Annotated in this window: 21 protein-coding genes; 6 read left to right on the forward strand and 15 right to left on the reverse strand. The window is 62.7% G+C overall.

Going from position 1 to position 17,413, the window contains the following annotated elements; genetic code table 11:
* Positions 1-39 precede the first annotated feature (39 nt).
* Positions 40-1,002 (reverse strand): LysR family transcriptional regulator, encoded by a 963-nt coding sequence (locus tag ACSQ3G_RS26500; RefSeq protein WP_436112364.1) that lies wholly within the window; start codon positions 1,000-1,002, stop codon positions 40-42.
* 129 nt (positions 1,003-1,131) lie between these two features.
* On the opposite strand from ACSQ3G_RS26500, the gene ACSQ3G_RS26505 reads away from it, so the two are divergent.
* A complete protein-coding gene (locus ACSQ3G_RS26505; protein ID WP_436112365.1) occupies positions 1,132-2,529 on the forward strand; it encodes an MFS transporter in 1,398 nt (465 codons plus the stop codon).
* A gap of 234 nt (positions 2,530-2,763) precedes the next feature.
* A complete protein-coding gene (locus ACSQ3G_RS26510) occupies positions 2,764-3,264 on the forward strand; it encodes a MarR family winged helix-turn-helix transcriptional regulator (RefSeq protein ID WP_436112366.1) in 501 nt (166 codons plus the stop codon).
* An 88-nt stretch (positions 3,265-3,352) separates the two neighbouring features.
* Here ACSQ3G_RS26510 and ACSQ3G_RS26515 read toward each other — a convergent pair whose 3' ends face one another.
* Positions 3,353-4,168, reverse strand: coding sequence for an FAD binding domain-containing protein (locus ACSQ3G_RS26515; protein WP_436112367.1), 816 nt, complete (start codon positions 4,166-4,168; stop codon positions 3,353-3,355).
* A 17-nt stretch (positions 4,169-4,185) separates the two neighbouring features.
* Positions 4,186-4,677, reverse strand: coding sequence for a (2Fe-2S)-binding protein (locus tag ACSQ3G_RS26520; protein ID WP_247138896.1), 492 nt, complete (start codon positions 4,675-4,677; stop codon positions 4,186-4,188).
* Positions 4,678-5,097: 420 nt separating this feature from the next.
* On the opposite strand from ACSQ3G_RS26520, the gene ACSQ3G_RS26525 reads away from it, so the two are divergent.
* Positions 5,098-5,682 carry a UbiX family flavin prenyltransferase gene (locus tag ACSQ3G_RS26525; protein WP_436112368.1) on the forward strand — a complete coding sequence of 195 codons (585 nt, stop codon included), beginning with the start codon at positions 5,098-5,100 and terminating at the stop codon, positions 5,680-5,682.
* 22 nt (positions 5,683-5,704) lie between these two features.
* On the opposite strand, the gene ACSQ3G_RS26530 is transcribed toward ACSQ3G_RS26525, so the two are convergent.
* Together ACSQ3G_RS26530 and ACSQ3G_RS26535 are read right to left on the reverse strand one after the other, a co-directional pair.
* Complete coding sequence (locus ACSQ3G_RS26530) at positions 5,705-6,211, reverse strand: TIGR02444 family protein (RefSeq protein WP_436112369.1); 507 nt, start codon at positions 6,209-6,211, stop codon at positions 5,705-5,707.
* A gap of 63 nt (positions 6,212-6,274) precedes the next feature.
* The gene (locus tag ACSQ3G_RS26535; protein WP_436112370.1) at positions 6,275-8,086 is read right to left on the reverse strand and encodes a HAMP domain-containing methyl-accepting chemotaxis protein; all 1,812 of its coding nucleotides are present in this window, start codon (positions 8,084-8,086) and stop codon (positions 6,275-6,277) included.
* A gap of 201 nt (positions 8,087-8,287) precedes the next feature.
* Between ACSQ3G_RS26535 and ACSQ3G_RS26540 the strand changes: the two genes are divergently transcribed.
* On the forward strand, positions 8,288-8,668 hold the full coding sequence (locus ACSQ3G_RS26540) for a VOC family protein (protein ID WP_436112371.1): 381 nt from the start codon (positions 8,288-8,290) through the stop codon (positions 8,666-8,668).
* A gap of 21 nt (positions 8,669-8,689) precedes the next feature.
* Here the strand turns inward: ACSQ3G_RS26540 and ACSQ3G_RS26545 are convergent, their stop codons facing one another.
* From ACSQ3G_RS26545 to pcaD, 7 genes are all read right to left on the reverse strand, one after another.
* Positions 8,690-9,112, reverse strand: coding sequence for a type II toxin-antitoxin system VapC family toxin (locus tag ACSQ3G_RS26545; protein ID WP_436112372.1), 423 nt, complete (start codon positions 9,110-9,112; stop codon positions 8,690-8,692).
* A complete protein-coding gene (locus ACSQ3G_RS26550; RefSeq protein WP_436112373.1) occupies positions 9,113-9,367 on the reverse strand; it encodes a type II toxin-antitoxin system Phd/YefM family antitoxin in 255 nt (84 codons plus the stop codon).
* A 75-nt stretch (positions 9,368-9,442) separates the two neighbouring features.
* Entirely contained in the window at positions 9,443-10,513 is a 1,071-nt protein-coding gene (locus tag ACSQ3G_RS26555; RefSeq protein WP_436112374.1) for a 3-carboxy-cis,cis-muconate cycloisomerase, read from the reverse strand.
* A gap of 33 nt (positions 10,514-10,546) precedes the next feature.
* Positions 10,547-11,164, reverse strand: a complete 618-nt coding sequence (gene pcaG / locus ACSQ3G_RS26560) for a protocatechuate 3,4-dioxygenase subunit alpha (protein WP_436112375.1) — start codon at positions 11,162-11,164, stop codon at positions 10,547-10,549.
* A 1-nt stretch (position 11,165) separates the two neighbouring features.
* Positions 11,166-11,906, reverse strand: coding sequence for a protocatechuate 3,4-dioxygenase subunit beta (gene pcaH / locus ACSQ3G_RS26565; RefSeq protein WP_436112376.1), 741 nt, complete (start codon positions 11,904-11,906; stop codon positions 11,166-11,168).
* On the reverse strand, positions 11,903-12,319 hold the full coding sequence (gene pcaC, locus ACSQ3G_RS26570) for a 4-carboxymuconolactone decarboxylase (RefSeq protein ID WP_436112377.1): 417 nt from the start codon (positions 12,317-12,319) through the stop codon (positions 11,903-11,905). The genes pcaH and pcaC overlap by 4 nt, the downstream gene beginning before the upstream one ends.
* A 2-nt stretch (positions 12,320-12,321) precedes the next feature.
* On the reverse strand, positions 12,322-13,116 hold the full coding sequence (pcaD, locus tag ACSQ3G_RS26575) for a 3-oxoadipate enol-lactonase (RefSeq protein ID WP_436112378.1): 795 nt from the start codon (positions 13,114-13,116) through the stop codon (positions 12,322-12,324).
* Positions 13,117-13,209: 93 nt separating this feature from the next.
* Between pcaD and pcaQ the strand changes: the two genes are divergently transcribed.
* Positions 13,210-14,136, forward strand: a complete 927-nt coding sequence (gene pcaQ, locus ACSQ3G_RS26580; protein WP_436112379.1) for a pca operon transcription factor PcaQ — start codon at positions 13,210-13,212, stop codon at positions 14,134-14,136.
* On the opposite strand, the gene ACSQ3G_RS26585 is transcribed toward pcaQ, so the two are convergent.
* Entirely contained in the window at positions 14,120-14,542 is a 423-nt protein-coding gene (locus tag ACSQ3G_RS26585) for a hypothetical protein (RefSeq protein WP_436112380.1), read from the reverse strand. The genes pcaQ and ACSQ3G_RS26585 overlap by 17 nt on opposite strands.
* A gap of 96 nt (positions 14,543-14,638) precedes the next feature.
* On the reverse strand, positions 14,639-14,971 hold the full coding sequence (locus ACSQ3G_RS26590) for a hypothetical protein (RefSeq protein WP_105436704.1): 333 nt from the start codon (positions 14,969-14,971) through the stop codon (positions 14,639-14,641).
* A 153-nt stretch (positions 14,972-15,124) separates the two neighbouring features.
* Between ACSQ3G_RS26590 and ACSQ3G_RS26595 the strand changes: the two genes are divergently transcribed.
* Positions 15,125-16,381: a glycerate kinase type-2 family protein gene (locus ACSQ3G_RS26595; protein WP_436112381.1), complete on the forward strand. Its 1,257-nt coding sequence runs from the start codon at positions 15,125-15,127 to the stop codon at positions 16,379-16,381.
* 35 nt (positions 16,382-16,416) lie between these two features.
* On the opposite strand, the gene ACSQ3G_RS26600 is transcribed toward ACSQ3G_RS26595, so the two are convergent.
* On the reverse strand, positions 16,417-17,322 hold the full coding sequence (locus ACSQ3G_RS26600; RefSeq protein WP_436112382.1) for a S1C family serine protease: 906 nt from the start codon (positions 17,320-17,322) through the stop codon (positions 16,417-16,419).
* Between the last annotated feature and the right edge of the window lie 91 nt (positions 17,323-17,413).

Here is a 17,413-nt window from a genome sequence, read left to right on the forward strand (position 1 = left end):
GTCATGTCTTGATTTCCGAAAGCCGGCCGCCTGCCGGGCTCAAGCCGCGATCCGCGAAATTCCCATCTTGCAGCCGGAAGCTTCGAGCGCCGTGCCGGCGACTTCCACGAAGAGGGCGCGGAACCATGAGGCACGGCTGTCGGCATGGTCGACGCGTCGGTAAAGCATGCTCACGGGCTCTGCCGGCAGGTCGACCGGCGGCATGTCGATCGCTAGATTGTGGAGCTGGGCCATGCAGCGGGCGATCGATTCCGGAATGGTGGCGATGGCCGGCATGGCCCGAAGTGCCGTCGGCAGTGCCGAGAAACGCGGCACCGTCGCCACGACATTACGGATTTTACCGTGACCGGCGAGTGCTACGTCGATGCTGGTCGAGGAATTGCCCTCGAAGGAGACGGCGACATGCGGCGCATCGGCATAGGCGTCAAGGCCAAGCGGCACCTTGAGCTTGATCTGCGCGGGGTCGTAGATGCAGACGGACGACTGGGTGAAGAGCGGCGCGCGGACGTGCCAGGAGGGCGGCTCGCCATGCACCGCGACGCTGAAATCGAAGGCGCCGTCATCCAGCATGCGCGAAACGTCACGCCGTTCCGAGGCGACGCCGATCAGCCGCGATCCGGGCGAGAGCTGCCGCAGACGGGCGGCGAGCGGGCCGAAGAAAGCCGATTCGAGATTGTCGCACATGCCGACGCGGAACTCGCCTTCCCAGCTTTTGGGATTGAACGCGGCAGGCGGGCGGATCGCCCGTTCGATGTTTGAAAGCGCGTCCTCGATCACAGGCGCAATTGCGAGCGCTCGGGGCGTCGGCTGCAAGCCACGTCCGACACGTACGAACAGGTCGTCATCCAGCGCCTCGCGCAACCGCTTCAAGGCCGCCGACAGGCCCGGTTGTCCGAGTAGCAGCCGCTCGGCGGCGCGACTGACGTTGCGCTCCTGCATCAGCACCGCAAAGGCCAGAAGCAGGTTGAGGTCGAACTTTCGAAGGGTCGCATCATTCATCATCGCCAGTAATACCTGACATGACAATTATCAATTTGCAATAGGTCACGAAGATGGACAATTTCTCGTTCCTCTGCCGGCCCGGTTCGACCTCCCCGCTCCGGGGGCAGCATGAACAAGGATTACGATCCCATGAGCAATCCTCAATTCCGAGGGGCTGCGGGGCTTGCATTGCTGCTGCTCTGCACCGCCAATTTTCTCGACGCGATGGATGTCTCCACAATCGGCGTCGCACTGCCCGCTATCCAGGCCGAGCTCGGCATGCAAGCCACCTCCCTGCAATGGGCGGTCAGCGCCTATGTGCTCGGTTACGGCGGCTTCCTGCTGCTCGGCGGCCGGGTGGCCGACATTTTCGGCCATCGCCGCGTCTTCCTCTGGTCGCTGGCGGTCTTTGCGGCGGCCAGCATTGGCGGCGGCTTTGTCGACAGCGGTCCGACGCTGATCGCGGCCCGGCTTGTCAAGGGCATCGCCGCAGCCTTCACGGCACCCGCAGCGCTGGCCCTTCTGCTGGCAGTCTTCGGCGAAGGTCCGCAGCGCGCCAAGGCGCTTGGCCTCTTCGCCTCCACCGGCGCCGCCGGTTTCGTGCTCGGCATGGTGCTCGGCGGCGCTGCGACACTGATCAGCTGGCGGGCAACGCTGGTGATGGGCGCGCCGGTCGCGATCCTGACCCTGCTTCTCGCGCCGATCGCCTTGCCGCTCGACGCGCGCCGCACAGGGCCGCGTCCCGGCTTCGACTGGGCCGGCGCGATCACCATCACCCCCGGTCTGCTGCTTTTCGTGTTCGGCATCACCAATGCGGCTTCCGCCGGCTGGGCTGATATCTTCACCTGGGGCTCGCTGGTGGCCGCAATCGTGCTGATCATTGCCTTCCTCGCCATCGAAGCCCGCCATAAGGACCCGATGGTGCCGCTGGCGATGTTCCGCCGCGCCAGGCTCACCCACGCCAATATCGTTGGCTTTCTCTATCAGGGCGCCTATATCGGCTTCCAGTTCACCGCGACGCTCTATTACCAGGACGTCTATGGCTGGTCGGCCTTTGCCACGGGCTTCTGCTTTGCCGGCGCCGGCGCCTTCGTGATGTTCCTGGCACCTCGTTTCGCGACGCTTGCCCAGAATCGCGGGACGACCGGCTTCATGACGGCCGGCGTCGGGCTGCAGGCGCTCAGCTACATCTTCTGGGTCTTGTCGGTCGGCCATATCGACCCGATCCTGCTTGTCATACTGTCGCAGATCCCGCTCGGCCTCGGTTATGCCATGACCTTCCCGTCCATCCAGGTCGCGGCGCTGGCCGATATCGAGGAAGACAAGTCGGGCCTTGCCTCCGGCATGTTCTTCGCCGCCTTCCAGATCGGCGGCGGGGTGGTGCTGGCGGCAACGTCTGCCGTGTTCAGCGGCGCTCCGAGCTTCGGCTGGGAACCCTATTCCGCGGCTGTCGCATTCGTCGCGACGCTCGCGGTGCTGATCACCCTGATCGCCGCGCTTGGGCCGAAACCTTCTCCAGCCGTCGATCGATACCAGGCCGCCGAATAGATCTGCCCATCGGCCTTAGTCCTGCTCTCCGCCCGCGCCACTGCCTGGCGCGGGTTTTCTTTTGGAAACCTCGACCAGGTCGCATATCGTCCCGCGACAGGCGTGTGTCCATCGCTTCGCTTGCAGTCCGCCCCGCTTTGTCGGACAATCGGTCAAGGCAAGGTAATTTGATATCAAACTATCTTGCTGCACTCCCCCATTCCGACTAGTTTCCATATGGGGAGGAATGCAAAAATGGCGATGGAAACATCGACGCGGCCGGACACGCATGCGCCATCCGCGGAAAGCGAGATGCTTGTCCCGGCCATGTTCCAAAATCTGATCGGCTATCATCTGCGGGTGGCGCAGGAGACGTCCTTCCAGGCGTTTGCCAGGGCGGCCGGCAAGGCGGATCTGAAGCCCGGGTGGTATTCGCTGCTGACGGTACTTGCCGAACGGGAGAGCATGACGCCGTCAGAACTCAGCCGCATCTGTGGCCGCGACCGCTCGACGCTCACTTCCAGCCTCAAGGCATTGTCCCATCGCGGACTGATCGAACGGCGGCCGAACCCCGACGATCAACGAAGCTACAGCGTCAGGCTTACTGAAAATGGCCGCAGGATGCAAAAGCAGTTGCACGCGATCGCCGTCGTCTACGACCGCCGTCTTGACGAGATCGCCGGCAAGGACAAGGCGGTTCTGATCGCCGTACTCGGCCGGATCGCCGCGACATTCGGCATGCCCCAGGATTATTGAAGATGCCGTATCTCGGTTGCGCGGCCTGCCGCGATGCTTCTGGCCGGCGGGTCGCTCCGCTGGCCTTTGAGCATCAGTGCATCGGCCCTCAGAGGATATGCGTGCCGCCGAGGTTTTGCACCGCGCGTCGGGTCATGACGGCGACGAGATGGGCGCGGTAGTCGGCCGGCGCGTGCATGTCGCCCATCATCCGCGACGGGTCCATCGTCAGGCCATCCAGCGCTTCGGCCGAAAAGTTCCCGGTCAGCAACGCCTCGGCCTCGGCCCAGCGGAACACCCCCTCGTTGCCGGCGCCGGTGATCGCCACGCGGATATGGCCGTCGCGGTGCTTGCTGACGAAGGCGGCCGCCATCGAATAACGCGAGGCCGGGTTGCGGAACTTTGCGTAGCCGGCGATTTCCGGGATCCTGAACTCGACGCGGACAAGAATTTCACCGGGTTCCAATGCGGTCGTGTAGAGGCCCTGGAAATAGTCCTCGGCAGGGATTTCGCGGCGGTCGGTGTGGATGATGGCATCAAGCGACAGCACGGCGGCGGGATAGTCGGCTGCCGGGTCGTTATTGGCGGTCGAGCCACCGATCGTGCCCATGTGGCGCACCTGAACGTCGCCGATCGAACCCGCAAGGCCTGCAAGCGCCGGGATGGCGGCCTTGATTTCCTTGGAAGCGGCGACGACGGCATGTTTGGTCGCCGAGCCGATGATCACCCTGTCGGCGGTGACTTCGATCCCGGAAAGCTCCGGAATGTTGCGTACGTCGATCAGATGCTCGGGCGCGGCAAGCCGGCTCTTCAGCGTCGGGATCAGCGTATGTCCGCCGGAGAGATAGGAGGGCTCGTCGGAACTGGCGTAAAGTTCGACGGCTTCGGCAAGCGTCTTCGGCTTGTGGTAGGTCGTTGCGTACATGGCGTGGGCCTCCCCGCTTATTCGGCCGCGACGGCATGCGCCGCGCGATGCTTTTCGGCAGCGTCCAATACTGCCTTGACGATGTTGTGGTAGCCGGTGCAACGGCAGATATTGCCTTCGAGCTCGTGGCGCACGGTGTGTTCATCGAGCATGCCGTCGTGGCGGCGGATCATGTCCACTGACGCCATGATCATGCCCGGCGTGCAATAACCGCACTGCAAGCCGTGATGTTCGCGGAAAGCCTGCTGCACGTCATGCAGCTTGCCGCCTTCGGCCAGCCCCTCGATCGTCGTCACCTTCGAACCGTCGGCGGCGACGGCAAGCACCGTACAGCTCTTCACAGCCACGCCGTCGAGATGGATCGTACAGGCACCACACTGGGTGGTGTCGCAGCCGACATGGGTGCCGGTGAGGCCAAGATGTTCGCGGATGAACTGCACGAGCAGCGTCCGGTCTTCGACGTCGCGCGTCTGCGGCGTGCCGTTGACGGTGATGGTGATGCGGGACATGAGCCCCTCCTGTTAAAAATCGGGCGGCGAGAGCCGCGATGGCAATGACAGCGACGGCGGTGCCGGCGGCGATATAGGACATACGGCTGAGAGGCCGCACGGCCGTTGCCGCAGGCGCGACAGACGGTCCGGCAGCTTCGGGAGCCGCAGGGGAAATAGGTGCCGATGGTGCAGCTGACATGACTGGCGCGGCAACAGCCGCCGTCGCAATAGCCTCCGCTAATCCGGCATCGGCCACATGATCAACCATCACGGCACGCATCGCAAGCTTTTCGAAGAACGCGTCGGCGAGTTTTTTGCGTGGAATCAATCAGCAGCGAGGCCGCGGCCGAACACATGCGAGCAATCGACGATCGCCGCATTGCGCCCATCGGAAAGTGGCGCTAAGGCGTCGCGGTAGATTGTTCAGGGAAAAGTCCCATGCGCCGCATCATCATCGCCATCACCGGAGCATCCGGTGTCGTTTATGGCGTTCGCGCCCTGCAGCTTTTGAAGGATATCGAGGATATCGAGACCCATGCGGTGATCTCGCCCTCTGCTTTTCGCACTGCGATCGACGAAATCGACATGAGTGCCGACGAGATCAAGAGCCTGGCCGATGTGCTCTACAATCACAAGGATATCGGCGCTGCGCTCTCCTCCGGCTCGTTCCGCACTGCCGGCATGCTTGTCGCACCCTGTTCGGTGAAGACGCTGAGTGGCATCGCCAACTGCTACAATGACGAGCTGATCGTGCGTGCGGCCGACGTCTGTCTGAAGGAACGCCGGCGCGTCGTGCTGTTGTTTCGCGAAACGCCGCTGCATGCCGGCCATATCGCACTGATGGACCAGGCGACCCGCAACGGCGCAATCGTGATGCCGCCGGTGCCGGCCTTCTATTCGAAGCCCAACTCACTGGACGAGATGGTGACCCAGACGGTCGGCCGGGCGCTCGATCTCTTCGATATCCACCTGCCGATGGTCAAGCGCTGGAAGGACGGTCCCGGTTCACCCGGCCAGCACTGATTTTGTGCTCCAGATGGCGCCCCTAAAGGGCCGTGAGCGCGCTTTCGATCACGGCAAGTGCCGTGGCGGTCCGCTCATCCGGCTCCGCTCCACGGAAAAACATCACGACATTTCTGAGATTGCCAGCTGCATCGCCAGTTGAACCATCGGCTGTCATCAGCGCCTGCCCTTCGGCCTCCAGCACCGCCAGCTCGATCTTTTCCGAACTGAGCTCGACAGCCTTCACGCTGTTGCGCAGCGTTTCTGTCTCCTGGGTGGGTGCCGGATGCGGCCCGTTCTTCAATCGCCGGCGCACGGCGCGCAGCGGTTCGATCACCTCATTGCGCCAGCCGGCGACGAATCCGTCGATGCGGGCAATCTCGGTTGGTGAAAGTGCCACGGAATTTTTTGCCAGCCAGGCGGAGAACAACAGCACCGGCACGTCGACGCCGCTTTCGTCCTGAAGCAGCAGGCAGGCTTTGCCGACACCGCGCGCACCATAAAGCCGCAACGCGAAATCCCAAAGCCCCTGCCCGATATCCGCAGCCATCCAGCCCTCTCCATCGCCTTTCCACGGCTTATCAGTTTGGCGGAGAAACAGGCAAGCTTCGCCTCAGGCGGCGCGGCGACGCCGTTGGGGCTGGGTGGAGCCGGCACCGAGCTGGAACTGGCCGACCATCTGGCGCAGTTTCGAGGCCTCGTCAGCGAGGCCGGAGCTCGCAGCCGTCGTCTCCTCGACCATTGCGGCGTTCTGCTGGGTCACCTGGTCCATCTGGTTGACAGCCGAATTGATCTCCGAAAGGCCGGTCGACTGTTCGCGGGTCGAGCGGGCGATATCGTCCACATGGCTGTTGATGGTGACGATATAGCCCTCGATCGACTTCAGCGATTCGCCGGCGTCGCGGACATATTTTACGCCGTGGCCGACTTCGACGGTCGAGTTCTGGATCAGCGCCTTGATTTCCTTCGCCGCATTGGCCGACCTCTGCGCGAGTTCGCGCACTTCCTGCGCAACGACCGCAAAACCCTTGCCAGCCTCACCGGCGCGCGCTGCCTCGACGCCGGCATTCAGCGCCAAAAGGTTGGTCTGGAAGGCGATCTCGTCGATAACCCCGATAATGTTGGAGATCTGGCCGGAACTCTCCTCGATGCGGCGCATCGCCTCGACAGCGCTGGCCACAACTTCTCCGGAACGGGCGGCGGACGAATTGGCTTCCGCAGCGATCTGGCGCGTCTCGTCGACTTTCTTGGACGCGGAACTGACATTCGCGGTAATCTGATCAAGTGCGGCGGCCGTCTCTTCGAGCGAAGCGGCCTGCTGCTCCGAGCGGCGCGACAGGTCGGATGCGGATTGGCTGATTTCCTGGGTTCCCCCGTCGATCGCCTCGGCGCTGCCGGCAATCTGCGCCAGCGTGCTGGCGAGCTGGGCGATCGAGGTATTGAAATCGTGGCGCAGAGCCTCGAAATCCGCCGAGAAAGCTTCGTCGAGCTGGAAGGAAAGATCGCCTGCGGCGAGCCGGCGCAGACCGCCGCCAAGGCCTGATGTCGCGACACGGAGCCTCTGGGATGCGTCGGTCTCGGCTTGTTCTTGCGCGGCGATGCGCTCGGCTTCCGACCGGTTGTGGGCTTCGATGGCCTCGTCTTCCAGCCGTTTGTTGTCGAGTGCGGCCCGACGGAAGATCTCGACTGCCGCCGCCATCCCGCCGATCTCGTCCCTGCGGTCCATGCCGAAAATGGTCAGCGTCAGTTCGCCGCCGGCGAGGCGCCGCATGCAATCCTGCAGACGCTGCAGCGGCCCGACGACGCCCGACAGCACGACCCGGATCGAGAAGCCGACCACGATCAGCGAGATGACGCCGATCACGGTCATCCAGATGAAGAGGCTGACCTTGTCCTTCAGCGCGTCCTCGAAACTCTTATGCGCGACGTCGAGCTGCAGCTTGGTCAAGGCGTTCAGCGGTTCAGCAAGCGGCTCGATCGCCGGGTAGAGCCGCTTCGTCACATAGGTATCCAGGGCCGTCTGATCGCGCTTGCCCATGATCGTCAGAAGCTCGCCGACCGCCTTGATGGTTTCGGTATGAGCGCCGAGGTAACGCTGAACAAGACTTTTTTCCTGATCGGTCAGGTAGGTTGCCTGGTAGGCCGCCCATTCGCGGTCGGCGGTGACAAGCGCTGCCCGGACGGTCTGCTCGCCCAGGTCCCAGCTGAATGCACCGCTGCGCGTCTTGTGGGCGGTGTCCACGATGGTGACCGCATAGGCGTCGGAGACCATCTTGATCTGCGCCATGGGCTCGATTCGATCTTCTACGATCATGCGGGTGCGGGCCGAAAGCGTGTCCATTCCGATAAATGCGGCCGTCGTCGTCGCGGCAAGTGCAAGCGCAAGGCCGACGACGCTGGCGACAAGCTTCAATTTAATGGTCATCGAAAAGATCCATTGCTGCATTTGAGGTCATGGCCAAATCCTGTTGGCTCGCTATGGTTAAGGATTGCGGAAAATACTGAGGATATGTTTAACGGCACTACCAGAGATGGCATCGATTGCGTCTTTTCGCTCGGGACCGAGGCCGCGTTTGACGAAAGACAGGCCGCGACGGTTCGGGATCTGACATGAGGGAGATGGATTATGAAACTTGCGCATGTCGCGCTTTGGACAACGGAACTCGACAGGCTCGTCGCGTTCTTTGAGGATATGTTCGGCGCCACCGCCAGCCCGCTCTATGAGAGCCGTCGGCGTGCTGGCTTCTCCTCGAAATTTCTCACCCTTTCCGAAGGAGCGACGATCGAGATCATGAGCGGCCCGTGGATTGCGCCGGAAGCGCCGCGGGAGCGCGCCGGTTACGCACATATGGCGATTTCGCTCGGCAGCCGGCAGGCGGTCGACGAGATGGCGACCAAGGCGGCAGCCATGGGCATCCTTCTTTCCCCGGCGCGCATGACCGGCGACGGGTTTTACGAGGCGGTGATCTCGGATCCCGACGGCAATCCGGTCGAGATCACCGAGTAGTGGAGCGCAAGCCTGGCCGGCTCAGCCTTGAAAAGTCCAGGGATTGAGGCAGGGCACCCCGAGCGGCTCGAAATCCGAAATGTTGCGGGTGACGACGGTCAGCCCGTGATGCAGCGCTGTCGCGGCTATCATTGCATCCGGTGACGGCCGCTTGTTGGGAGTGGGAAGGGCGCCGGTGCGAAGGGCAATCGCCGTGTCGAAGGGAAGAATGCGATCGCTGAAATTCACCAGCACATCCTCGGTCAGCCAGCGTTCCAGTTCGGTCGAGAAAACAGCGTTTCGGCTTTGCTCCAGTCGGACGCCGAAACGAATCTCCATGATGGTGATCACTGACAGAAACGCGTCGTCTATGCGGAACTTCCGCATGAAAGCCTGAAAGGCAGGCGCTTGCTTTTCCGGCCGCTTCGAGCACGAAATGACATTGGTATCCAGCAGGAATGCCATTCAGAACTCAACCTCGCGCCCCTCGAAGCTCAGGCGCGGAGGGTCGAAATCCTGATCGACCGTACCTTGAGTATCACGCAAAGCGTCGTAGAGGCTCTTCTGCTTCTTCCAGTTGGCCTCGAATTCCTCGTAGCTGACAAGCACATGCGTCGGCTTGCCGTGATCGGTGATGACCAACGGATTCTCGTTCGCCGCCTGCCGGGCCTTGCTCGGGTTCTGGTTGAAGGTGGCACTGGTCATGTATGAAAGGGTCATCGAGACCTCCGGAGCATGTCTAGTATCTTTCTTCGAAAATATACTAGAATTGCCCGTCCTTCAATGCAGATGCCGTCAGCCCCTGCCCAGCGACCTCACATTGCCGGCAAGTTCCGCTGTGAGCCGCAGTGCCGCGCCGGTCGCGATCACCATGGACGGCAGGATCAGCCATTCGAGCGTCCAGGCCGCACCTGAGCGTTCCTGCTCATGCACCATCGATTGCTGCATGCCGGAAAGCTGCACCGCGTTGAAACGTGCGAGCGACACCAGTACTTCTGCGACAACCGGGTTCTGCTTGTGGGCCATGACGGAGGAGCCGCCGCCGCCGGCGAGTTCCATTTCGCCGCCCATCAGCGCGAGCAGCGCCACGTCCTGGCCGAGCTTGCCGAGCGAGCCGGAAATCATTGTGAGGATGTTTGCAAATTCCGTCAGCCGGTCGCGCTGGCTCTGCCATTGCGGCGCGTCGGTCAGAAACAGTTCCCAGGCCAGCGCCTTGCGCACCTCGGCGGCCTTGTCGCCTAATTTTTCGAGGCTGCCGGCAGCCCCACCGAACTGCACGGCAAAACCGGTCTCGGAAAACGAGTCCAGCCGCTGGCGATGCCGGGTCAACGGTTCCTTCCAGACACGGATACGGTCCGAAACGGTGATCGGGATCGCCGCCTGCATGCGGGTATGGCCCATCAGCCTCCGGCTGCCGAATGCCTGGTCGATGTCATCGAAAGCCTTCTCGAGGGCGGCGAGCCGCTCGATGAACAGAGAGCAGGCCTGCTTCAGGCGGATCATGAGCGCGGTGTCGATGACATCCTGGCTGGTCGCGCCGAAATGCACGTGCTTGGCGGCCTCACCGCCGCCCGCCTGCTGTTTAACGGCCTCGCGGAGTTGCTTGACGAGTTCGGCGACGACGACGCCGTCGCGCGCGGTGCCGTTTCGCAAGCCAGCCATGTCCGGCTCAAACGTCTGCAAGGCTGCGGCAATGCGCTCCGCAGCCTCGGCCGGGATGATGCCGCAGGACGCCTCGGCCTTGGCGAGGCCCGTTTCGAAGGCCAGCATGGCGTCGATCTCGGCTTTCACCGAAAACAGCTGTCCGGTCTCGTCGTCACCGACGAGACCGGACAGGAATGGATGCTCGAAAGCCGAGACGCTCATATCTACTCCCGGGCGGACCCTGATTCTTCGATCTCAGATATCGAAGAATATGGTTTCGTTTTCGCCCTGAAGATAGATGTTGAAGGTGACGGTATTTCCGTCACGTTTGCCGATCAGGGTTGGAACGCGAACCCGGTGCTCGATGCGCGACAGGATCGGGTCCGCCGCATTGGCCTCTTCCTCGTCGGAGAAGTACATGCGGGTGTTGAGGCCGAGATTGATGCCGCGGGCGACGACCCAGAAGGTGACGTGCGGTGCCATCAGGCGGCCGTCGCGGAACGGCACTCTGCCGGGCTTGATCGTTTCGAAGGCGAATTCGCCGGTCGCCATGTCGCCCGGCTGACGGGCCCAACCGAAGAAGTTCGGATCGGCCTTGCCGCGGGTTTCCGACGGGCTGTTGTAATAGCCATCGGCATCCGCCTGCCAGATCTCGATCATTGCATCCTTGAGCGGCGTCATCGTCCCGTCATAGATGAAGCCGCGGATGGTGATGCGCTCGCCGCGCGTCTGGTCGTTGACCATCGGGCCGGAGCCGAGATCGGTGTCATAGACGCCGGTAATGCCGGAAAAGTTCGGCGTACAGCCGATATGGACATACGGACCCGCAGTCTGCGAAGCGGATTCCTTGAAGTAGGTGAGCGGTTGGACCATCTCAGTTGCCCTCTTTACGGTTCTCGAAGAATGTCGAGCGACGGCCGCGCAGGACGATATCGAATTTGTAGGCCCGCATGTCGTGCGGGATGGTGTTCTGCATGTCGAGCGCGGCGATCAGGCCCTTGATCGCGTTCTCGTCCGGAATGGTCTTCACGATGGGACAAATCCAGATCATCGGATCGCCCTCGAAATACATCTGGGTGATCAGGCGCTGGGCAAAGCCATGACCGAAAACCGAGAAGTGGATATGCGCCGGGCGCCAGTCGTTGACGCCGTTCGGCCACGGATAGGGACCGGGCTTGATGGTCTTGAAGGCGTAGCCGCCGTCCTCGTCGGTGATCGTACGGCCGAAGCCGCCGAAATTCGGGTCGAGCGGAGCGAGGTAGGTTTCCTTCTTGTGGCGGTAACGGCCGCCGGCATTGGCCTGCCAGAATTCCACCAGCGCGCCCGGAACGCCGCGGCCACGCTCGTCGATAACGCGACCGTAGACGAGGATGCGTTCGCCCAGCGCCATTTCGCCGGGCTTGGCATAGTTGACGATCAGGTCGTTGTCGAACTCGCCGAGGATGTTGTGGCCGAAGACCGGGCCGGTGATCTCGCTCCTGGTGCCTTCGAGCGAAATCAGCGCCCGCTGCGGCGACCGCAGGACAGAGGTCTTGTAGCCAGGCGTGAATGCCGGCGGATGCCATTCCCGGTCGCGGGCGAAAAAGGGTGTGGTTTCTGGGGGTGTGTTCTTCATTTTTGCTCTCCCGCGGCCTTGTCCGCGTCCATTTCGGCATAAGTGGCTTTGGCGATCTTGAAGGCATGGTTGGCGGCCGGGACCCCGGCATAGATGGCCACATGCATCAGGGCTTCGCAGATATCGTCCTTTGTCGCACCCGTATTGGCGGTTGCGCGGATATGCATGGCGACTTCGTCGTGATGGCCGAGTGCCGCCAGAAGCGCGATCGTCACCATCGAGCGCTCGCGCTTGGTCCAGTTCGGGCGCGACCAGACCGTGCCCCAGGCGCCTTCGGTGATCATTTCCTGGAACGGCCCGTCGAACGGTGTCTGGTTCGCCTGGGCGCGGTCCACATGGGCATCGCCCAGCACCGAACGGCGGGTCTTCACACCTTGAGCATAACGTTCCGATGGCGCGGAAGGATCGGCCATATCTATTCCTCGAGCTGTTCGATGAAACCGCGGATCAGCGCGGCATGGGCAGCGGGTGCCTCGACGCAGGGGATATGCGCCGCACCCTCGATGATTTCGTAGCGCGAGCCGGGGATCAGGTCGGCAAACGACTTGACGAGTTCGGGCGGTGTCGAGCCGTCCTCGCGGCCGACGATACAGAGCGCCGACACGGCGATCTTTTTGGCGGCCTCGGTGAAATCCGCATCGCGGATCGCGGCGCAGGTGCCGCTGTAACCGGAGGTCGGCTGGCGCACCAGCATATTGCAATAGGCCTGGTAGGCGGCATTGTCCGGCTTGCGGAACGGCGCGGTAAACCAGCGCTCCATGATCGCGTCGAGAATGCTGCCGATGCCGTTCTGCTCGACGGCGGCAATGCGGGCCGCCCAGCTTTCAGCCGTGCCGATCTTGTGGGCGGTGTTGGAAAAGATCAGCGCCTTCACGAGGTCGGGCCGGGTGGCATAGAGGCTTTGGGCGATCAGCCCGCCAACCGAGAGGCCGCAGACGATGACCTGGCTGAGTTGCAGGTGGTCGAGCAGGCCGGCAAGATCGGCCGCATGGTCGGCGATCGAATAGGGCGGATTGCCAAGGCCGGAGAGCCCGTGGCCGCGCTTGTCATAGGTGAGGACCGTAAAATCCTCGGCAAGCTTCGGCAGTTCGTGATGCCAGATGCGGCTGTCGGTTCCAAGCGAATTGATGAACACCACGACCGGCTTTCCGTCGCCGGCGCGCTGGATGTCGTAATGGATCACAATCTCGTTGATGTGTACAAACTGCATCAGTGCCTCCTCCCGCTTTGATAGATTGCACTAGTTTCCGGTTAGGTAAAATGATATTTCAGCATGATCCCCTAACCACAGGGTTATTTGATCTTGATCAATTCCCGAGTCAAGTTTCGGCACTTGCATACATTTGTCGAGGTCGCGCGCCAGAAAAGCGTGGTCAAGGCGGCCGAAATTCTGCATGTCAGCCAGCCGGCCGTCACCAAGACCATCCGCGAACTCGAAGAGGCGCTGGGTGTCGCCATGTTCGAGCGCGACGGTCGCGGCATCCGCATCACCCGTTATGGCGAGGTGTTCCTGCGCCATGCGGGTGCGGCACTGACGGCACTCCGGCAGGGCGTGGATTCCGTCTCGCAGGAACTGTTCGATTCCGCGCCGCCGGTCCGGATCGGCGCGCTTCCGACCGTTTCCACCCGCGTGATGCCGCGTGCCATGGCACTCTTCCTCGCCGAAAAGACCGGCAGCCGCATCAAGATCGTGACCGGAGATAATGCCGTTTTGATGGAGCAGCTCCGGGTTGGCGAGCTCGATCTGGTGGTGGGCCGTCTGGCTTTGCCCGAAAAGATGACCGGCCTGTCCTTCGAACATCTCTATTCGGAACAGGTCGTCTTCACCGTCCGCGCCGGCCACCCGCTGCTGGATGCCAAGCGATCGATATTCGAGGGCTTGGCCGACTATCCGGTGCTGATGCCGACGCGTGGCTCGATCATCCGGCCCTCGGTCGAACAGTTCCTGATCGCCAACGGCGTCGCCAGCCTGCCGACCCAGGTGGAAACCGTCTCGGATGCTTTCGGGCGTGCATTCGTACGGTCGAGCGACGCGATCTGGATCATCTCGACGGGCGTGGTCGCCGCAGATATCGAGGACGGAGTTCTGGCGACGCTGCCGATCGACACCAGCGAGACCCGTGGCCCGGTCGGCCTCACCATCCGCGCCGACGCCAACCCCTCCACACCGCTGTCGATCCTGATGCAGACCATCCGCCAGGCCGCTGCGGAGATCATGCCGGCGCGGTGACGCCCGGCTCTATCTTCGTCACGTCGTCGCCGCAAAACAGGATGACGTAGTGGCCGCGCGCCTGCGCGGCTTTAGCCCAACTATCGAGATCGGAAAGATAAGACGCCTGTTTCCAGGCATCCGGATGGTCCGGATCGACCAGTATGGTCAGCTGCGGCCCCTGCTCATAGACGAGCATCTTCGATGTCAGCGGCTGCCAGGCGTCTGGAACACCCGGATCCGTCATCCACAGACAGAGGAAATCGCGGCAGAGCTGAGGTCGGTCGGTATAGATTGCGCAGCCCTGCCCTTCCGAACAGTGCCGGCACCAGGCATCCGGCGGTTTGTCCAGTGCCGCGACTTCGGGAAGCCGGCAGCAGAGCGTGCAGGTTCCGCAGGATCGGGCTGGGTTTTCAACTGTCTCCAAGATCTCGCCGCCTCAACCGCAAAATGCCCGGCCAAACGATCGGCCGGGCTAGCGATTATACGCTGCGGTTGTTTCGCGCAAACAGGACCGACGATTTCAGGTCGCTCGCAACTCCGGAAACCTGCGGCGCAATTCGTCCATCGAGGCTAGCACCGCGTCGTCGGCCCGCAACGTCACCGAGATATTGTCGGCGACGTTGAGCGTTTCCTCAAAATGCACCGGCGTTTGAGCGCCACCCTGGCGTACCAGCGTGGCCTCCTTGCGAAAGCCATGTTTCAGCAGCCAGTCGCGCGGGGCGCTGAGGCTCACCGCCACATGGAACGCGCCGTCATCTTCCTTGCTGGCCTTCAGTTTGTAAGTCACGGGAGACCTGTCGCCGCCGATGTCGATCTGGCCTGGGTAACCGGCTTCTTTCAGATGTTCACCCATATTTTCGCTCCTTCATTTTGGTGAGCCCGTGGGACAACCGACACTCGCTTGCTTTGTTCCGCTTGAAAGACCGGTGGGTGATCAAGCCCGGTTGACGGCTGTTGACTGTCGTGATCGAAAGAGCCCGTGTGGCGGAGACGCGGAGGCAAAGCGATGACGGACCGGGAACTGCTGGAGGCGCTGTTTCATGCCGCCGTGAAGGCTGCCGATCCGCTGACCGGCATCGTGAAGCACCTGCCCGCCCCACCGGCAAACGGGCGAACCGTCGTCATCGGAGCCGGCAAGGGTGCGGCCCAGATGGCCGCAGCGCTCGAAAGCGTGTGGACCGGACCGCTGACCGGCGTGGTTGTGACCCGCTACGGTTATGGCTGCGAAACGAAGTCGATCGAGATTCTCGAGGCGTCGCATCCGGTACCGGATGCCGCAGGCCTCGCCGGCGCAAAACGGTTGGTCGAGACGATCCGTGGCCTCTCCGAAAACGACCTCGTCATCGCGCTCGTCTGCGGCGGCGGCTCCGCCCTGCTGCCCGCGCCGCCGGAAGGCTTGACGCTGGAGGACGAGATCGCCCTAAACGAGATGCTGCTTGCCTCGGGCGCGCCGATCTCGGCCATGAATGTCGTTCGCAAACATCTGTCGACCATCAAGGGCGGCAGGCTTGCGGCAGCAACCAAGGCCCGTGTCGTCAGCCTGATCGTCTCGGATATTCCCGGCGACAACCCCGCCTTCGTCGCCTCCGGCCCGACCATTCCGGATGCCACGACGCGCCAGGATGCACTTGCCATCGTCGAACAATACAAACTGAAGCTGCCGGCGGCGATGATCGCGCATCTGAACTCGCCGACCGCCGACGCACCGGAACCGGACGATCCGGTCTTTGCCCGCCACGAGCATTTCGTAATCGCTTCTGCCGGCGTCTCGCTGGAGGCCGCCGCCGAGGTCGCCCGCGCCCATGGCGTGACGCCTTATATCCTGTCCGACTCCGTGGAAGGCGAAGCGCGCGACGTCGCCCTGGTGCATGCAGCCCTTGCGCGCGAAGTGTCGCTCCGCGACCGGCCGTTCGCAAAGCCGGCGGTCCTGCTGTCCGGCGGGGAGACCACGGTGACGCTACGGGCGAAAGGCGGCAAGGGCGGCCGCAACGGCGAATTCGCGCTGGCCCTGGCGCTGGCGATCGACGGCCACGAGATCACCGCGCTGGCCGCCGATACGGATGGCATCGACGGATCGGAAACCAATGCCGGCGCTTTCGCGGACGGCACAACGGCGAGACGCCTGCGGGCCGCAGGGCTCGACGGGCGTAAACTGCTCGACGGCAATGACAGCTTTTCAGGATTTGCCGCGATTGGCGACATATTCGAAACGGGTCCAACCGGCACCAACGTGAATGATTTCCGGGCGATCCTATTGAGGTAGCCGCTTGAAGCCCTCTCCCCGCCAAATTGCGGCAATCACTGCAGCTGCGGTTTCCTCAAGAAATCATTCCGGTCCGCCGACTTCACTCTGAGCCAGGCCTCCTTTCCATCACGCAAAATCCGCATCGGGATTTCGGCGCCCGGAGGCCCGCTGTCCCAGATCTTGCGGTAGAAGTCCGCGAGCCCGTCGACCTCACCGTCGCGGATTTCCGAAATCACGTCGCCGCGCTTCAGGCCTGCCTTTGCGGCCGGACCGTTTTCGGTGACGCTCATGACCACCACCTCGCCATTGCTTTCCGCCGACATGGCACCGAGCCAGGGGCGTGGCGGGCGGTTGAATTCGCCGCGATTGAGGAGATCGTCGAGGATAGGCTTCAGAAGGTTGACCGGCACGACCATGTTGATGTCGGCGATCTCTCCGCCGCGGCTCATCTGCAGGCGCAGCGATCCGACCCCAAGCAGCTTGCCTTCCGTATCGATCAGCGCCGCCCCGCCCCAGGAGGGGTGGGCGGGTGCGATGAAGATCGCCTCGTCCAGCAGATATTCCCAATATCCGGCGAATTCCTGCTTGGCGACGATATTGCCGCGCACATATTCTCCCTCGCCATCGGCGAAGATGACCGGATCGCCGAGCGTAGCGGTAGCGGAATCGCCGATCTGAAGCGCCGGCAGATCCAACGGCGCCATGGCCTGCACCAGGCCGAAGCCGCTTTCCTGATCATAGGCGAGCGCATGGGCCGGCACGACGCGGCCGTCCTGGCGTGTCAGCCAGACGTCTTCTGCTTCGGTGATCAGGTAACCGATCGTCAGCACCAATCCGTTTTCGCGGATCACCACGCCGCTACCTTCCCGGCGGGTGCCGAGAGTATTGGCCGTAAAGGCGTTGTCCGGGATGGAAGCACGCACGGCCACGACCGACCGTAAACTTTTCTCGAGATCCATGATGCAAATCCTGATGAGGCAATACGCGGTCCGGAACCCCGCAAGGGTCTGCAAAGGCCAACCATACCGTCCCTTTAAGGTATGAATGTGG

The sequence above is a fragment of the Neorhizobium tomejilense genome (assembly GCF_964254135.1).
Taxonomy (GTDB): domain Bacteria; phylum Pseudomonadota; class Alphaproteobacteria; order Rhizobiales; family Rhizobiaceae; genus Neorhizobium; species Neorhizobium tomejilense.

What these genes read in the sequence shown, in the direction of transcription:
- ACSQ3G_RS26500 (WP_436112364.1), bottom strand. Translation starts at nt 1,002, where the DNA reads ATGATGAATGATGCGACCCTTCGAAAGTTCGACCTCAACCTGCTTCTG.
- ACSQ3G_RS26505 (WP_436112365.1), top strand. Translation starts at nt 1,132, where the DNA reads ATGAGCAATCCTCAATTCCGAGGGGCTGCGGGGCTTGCATTGCTGCTG.
- ACSQ3G_RS26510 (WP_436112366.1), top strand. Translation starts at nt 2,764, where the DNA reads ATGGCGATGGAAACATCGACGCGGCCGGACACGCATGCGCCATCCGCG.
- ACSQ3G_RS26515 (WP_436112367.1), bottom strand. Translation starts at nt 4,168, where the DNA reads ATGTACGCAACGACCTACCACAAGCCGAAGACGCTTGCCGAAGCCGTC.
- ACSQ3G_RS26520 (WP_247138896.1), bottom strand. Translation starts at nt 4,677, where the DNA reads ATGTCCCGCATCACCATCACCGTCAACGGCACGCCGCAGACGCGCGAC.
- ACSQ3G_RS26525 (WP_436112368.1), top strand. Translation starts at nt 5,098, where the DNA reads ATGCGCCGCATCATCATCGCCATCACCGGAGCATCCGGTGTCGTTTAT.
- ACSQ3G_RS26530 (WP_436112369.1), bottom strand. Translation starts at nt 6,211, where the DNA reads ATGGCTGCGGATATCGGGCAGGGGCTTTGGGATTTCGCGTTGCGGCTT.
- ACSQ3G_RS26535 (WP_436112370.1), bottom strand. Translation starts at nt 8,086, where the DNA reads ATGACCATTAAATTGAAGCTTGTCGCCAGCGTCGTCGGCCTTGCGCTT.
- ACSQ3G_RS26540 (WP_436112371.1), top strand. Translation starts at nt 8,288, where the DNA reads ATGAAACTTGCGCATGTCGCGCTTTGGACAACGGAACTCGACAGGCTC.
- ACSQ3G_RS26545 (WP_436112372.1), bottom strand. Translation starts at nt 9,112, where the DNA reads ATGGCATTCCTGCTGGATACCAATGTCATTTCGTGCTCGAAGCGGCCG.
- ACSQ3G_RS26550 (WP_436112373.1), bottom strand. Translation starts at nt 9,367, where the DNA reads ATGACCCTTTCATACATGACCAGTGCCACCTTCAACCAGAACCCGAGC.
- ACSQ3G_RS26555 (WP_436112374.1), bottom strand. Translation starts at nt 10,513, where the DNA reads ATGAGCGTCTCGGCTTTCGAGCATCCATTCCTGTCCGGTCTCGTCGGT.
- pcaG (WP_436112375.1), bottom strand. Translation starts at nt 11,164, where the DNA reads ATGGTCCAACCGCTCACCTACTTCAAGGAATCCGCTTCGCAGACTGCG.
- pcaH (WP_436112376.1), bottom strand. Translation starts at nt 11,906, where the DNA reads ATGAAGAACACACCCCCAGAAACCACACCCTTTTTCGCCCGCGACCGG.
- pcaC (WP_436112377.1), bottom strand. Translation starts at nt 12,319, where the DNA reads ATGGCCGATCCTTCCGCGCCATCGGAACGTTATGCTCAAGGTGTGAAG.
- pcaD (WP_436112378.1), bottom strand. Translation starts at nt 13,116, where the DNA reads ATGCAGTTTGTACACATCAACGAGATTGTGATCCATTACGACATCCAG.
- ACSQ3G_RS26590 (WP_105436704.1), bottom strand. Translation starts at nt 14,971, where the DNA reads ATGGGTGAACATCTGAAAGAAGCCGGTTACCCAGGCCAGATCGACATC.
- ACSQ3G_RS26595 (WP_436112381.1), top strand. Translation starts at nt 15,125, where the DNA reads ATGACGGACCGGGAACTGCTGGAGGCGCTGTTTCATGCCGCCGTGAAG.
- ACSQ3G_RS26600 (WP_436112382.1), bottom strand. Translation starts at nt 17,322, where the DNA reads ATGGATCTCGAGAAAAGTTTACGGTCGGTCGTGGCCGTGCGTGCTTCC.